The sequence below is a fragment of the Pseudomonadota bacterium genome, assembly GCA_026388215.1.
Classification (GTDB): Bacteria; Desulfobacterota; Syntrophorhabdia; order Syntrophorhabdales; family Syntrophorhabdaceae; genus JAPLKF01.
In genome coordinates this window covers 1-3,189 of record JAPLKF010000073.1, presented here as the reverse complement: position 1 = coordinate 3,189, position 3,189 = coordinate 1, and the positions used below count along the sequence as shown (strand labels likewise).

General features: G+C 42.3%; 3 protein-coding genes. All 3 read right to left on the bottom strand.

The genetic code is table 11. The features are described from left to right. A partial coding sequence (locus tag NTU69_04935; protein ID MCX5802866.1) for a Fic family protein occupies nucleotides 1-1,006 on the bottom strand: 1,006 nt, incomplete at its 3' end. A 149-nt stretch (nucleotides 1,007-1,155) separates the two neighbouring features. Further along, a complete protein-coding gene (locus tag NTU69_04930) occupies nucleotides 1,156-2,289 on the bottom strand; it encodes a glycosyltransferase family 4 protein (protein ID MCX5802865.1) in 1,134 nt (377 codons plus the stop codon). Between the two features lie 112 nt (nucleotides 2,290-2,401). Further along, the coding region (locus NTU69_04925) for a DegT/DnrJ/EryC1/StrS family aminotransferase (protein MCX5802864.1) at nucleotides 2,402-3,189 on the bottom strand (788 nt) is incomplete at its 5' end.

The following is a 3,189-nucleotide window of genomic DNA, read 5'->3' as shown; positions in this document are numbered from 1 at the left end:
AGATCGCACGGAGGTGAAATATAATGAAGTATGTCATATCCCCGTCATCAATCTCGGAATATAAAAACGAACGGTAGTATTGAGTTCTGACCCTTAAGATAATATTTGAAATGGATAGATACTCAAAAAGCCAGTAATTTTTCTTCAGCATATACCAGTAAAAAACTGCCCTTGCGGTACGCCCGTTGCCGTCATTAAATGGGTGTATATAGGCAAGCCAAAAATGAAGGATAATGCCCTTTATGACAGGGTGAATAAATTCTTCCTCCTTATCCTCATTCGCAAACTTACAAAGAAGGTCTATGTACTCTTTTATATTTTGTGCCGGAGGAGGGGCATGAAGTATGTTGCCTTCAAAATCTGATACATATACTTGGCGGTCTTCGGCTGTTCTGAACCTCCCTTCATAGGATGGCTCGTCAAGCGTGTCCTTCGTGATAGAGCCTTGAAGTTCTTTAAGCAGTTCCGGGGTGAGTGGCTTGTCTATCAGTTCCCGGATTTTTGAAATAGTGATGTAGTTATTATATACCATTTGCTCAGACCTATCTCTCGGTTTCCTCCCTGTCTGGAGCATATCTTTAGCCACCTGTCTTGTTGTTACCGCCCCTTCAATCTGACTCGACGCTATCGCCTCTTCAACGATAGAATTCATCAGGTACCATCTCTTTTCCTGTGCATAGATAGATGGGTTATCTGTTATAATCTGTCCCCCCGTGTCCTGGTCTATAAGGTGAAGATACTGCAACACAATGTCAGGAAGCCAATAGCAGAAAAGCCTACCTGATGTGTCTTTCAAGGGAACGTATTTCATCTGTAAAGACCTTGCTGTCTTCAGGGCAGCCCAGGCAGATTCGGTTCTAATGCCTTCAGGAATCTGGTATTTAAATTTGTCCCAGTAAAGATAATCCCTGTTGGCTTTCTTGACAACTATCGACATTTCTTCAGAGAACAGTGATTTATCCAAAGAGACGCTTGTAATATCAGGTGGTTTTTCTGGTATTTTCATTGTATAAACTCAAATTACTAATTAACTACTAATAATATTAGCATTAGTATTTAGAGGTTGTCAAGTATGAATTGCTAATTAACTGCTAATTATTTTAGCATTAGCATTTAGAGGTGAAAAAATATTTGCGGTATCTTCTTGTTTTGATATTAATATCGCTTCCCTATCTCAAGAAGCCTTTCATAAAACTCCTTCATCTTTTGAGCCTGGGTGGTGTAGCTCCATTTCTCGATTGCGGTCTGTTTCGCATTTGTCCCGAAGGTCATCCTTTTCCCCTCATCGAGTAAGATTGTTCCCATTTTCTCTGCAAGTTCGCGCTCGTCGGGTTTTACAACAAATCCTGTCTTCCCGTCTTCCACAAGCTCAGGCAGCATCCCGGCATCGGATACTATTGCGGGCTTTCCCATCGCCATCACCTCCCGGAGTGCACGTGCGCTTCCATCACTTCCTGCCCTCATCATGACAAAGAGGTCAAAGGTTGAAATTACAGAAAAATAGTCATCTATCCTATAGCCAGCGAGTATGACATCACTTTCGAGACCCAGCTCAGAAAGCGGTTGCTTTACGCTCTTTTCTATCTGCGAGCTCCTGCCCATTATAAGGAGCTTCACATTATTCATACGCTCCCTTACAAGTTTGAATGCCTTCAGTATTACATCGTACCCGCGGTCCGGCTTTAGCCTCCCGATTACACCTATTACCCTTTCATCAGCCTTTATGCCAAACTCTTCTTTCATGTTTTTGAGGGGCCCATTATATGGTTTAACCCCTAAGGGGATAACGCATGTCCGCTTGTCAGGGAAACCAAAGCTTTTTACATCATGTTCCATTATCTTCTTGCTGTAACTCACAAGACCATCGGTTCTTGACAATGCCCATTTCATAAATCTGTTTATTGGCATGCCGTCCCTTTTGTGGTCAGTTCTCACTATTAAAGGTCTATTTTTCGAAAAGGAGAGGGAAAATATGGCAGTGAAATGGTCATGGGAAAGATTCGTATGGACAATATCAATGGCCTGTTCCTCCACATATCGTTTTATATAACGAAAATCGAAAAGCCAGTCCCTGACCGAAAAATACCTGTTTAGCCTGAATCCATCAAACGATTTGATACCCCTTTCTTTAACCTCTTTCTCAACAGTCCTTTCCTGGAAATCAGGCGGGGCCTTTCTAAATGCGATCGTTACATCCACCCCTTCATGGCTCAATGCTTCACATAATGAGACCGTGGGCTCAGCAGGACCTGTCCATTTCCAGTCACTGAACAAGTGGAGGATCTTCACCTTTGTTCGTCCTCCAAGTGATGAGTGATGAGATTAAAAAAGATTTTTAACTCTGAACTCTGAACCCTGAACCCTGAACTAAAATCGCAGGGGGTAATGGGAGCGATTTTCATCATTTCCCGTAAAACGCCCGTATACGCCCACAAATGTAAAGTACTTCGTCTTCTTTCAGGGAAGGGTACATGGGCAAGGAAATAATCTCTTTTGCTACCTTTTCGGCGTTTGGAAAATCACCATGTTTATATCCAAGATGTTTGTAAACCTTTTGCATGTGTATGGGCATTGGATAGTGTATGAGGGTTGAAACCCCCTGTTCACTCAGGTATCTCATCAGTTCATCCCTCTTTTTTACCCTTACCACGTATAAATGATACACATGGTATGCCCAGGGAGCCTCAAGGGGAAGCAAAAGCGGCGTATCTTCTAATTCTCTCCTGTATATTGATGCAATGTGTCTTCTTCTTTCGTTCCAATGGTTGAGCTTTTCAAGTTTAAACCTGAGTATTGCCGCCTGCATCTCGTCAAGCCTCGAATTGAAGCCCTCTATAGTGTGTACGTGTTTGGATATCTGTCCATAATTTCTAAGCATTAATGCCTTTTCATTTATATCATCAGAGTCTGTAAGGACAATGCCTCCATCCCCATAACAGCCAAGATTTTTTGTGGGATAAAAACTAAAGGCTGATACATCACCAAAGCTACCAATCTTTTTTTCTTTATACAGGGTGCCATGTGCCTGGCATGCATCTTCCATGACCGTTACGTTATATCGTTTACATATATCAAGGATTTCATCCATACGGCAGGGATGTCCGTAAAGATGGACAGGGATACATAGCTTGATACCCTTTCCCTTACTCAGGACGGACTCAAGACTCTCAGGGTCCATATTGTATGTTT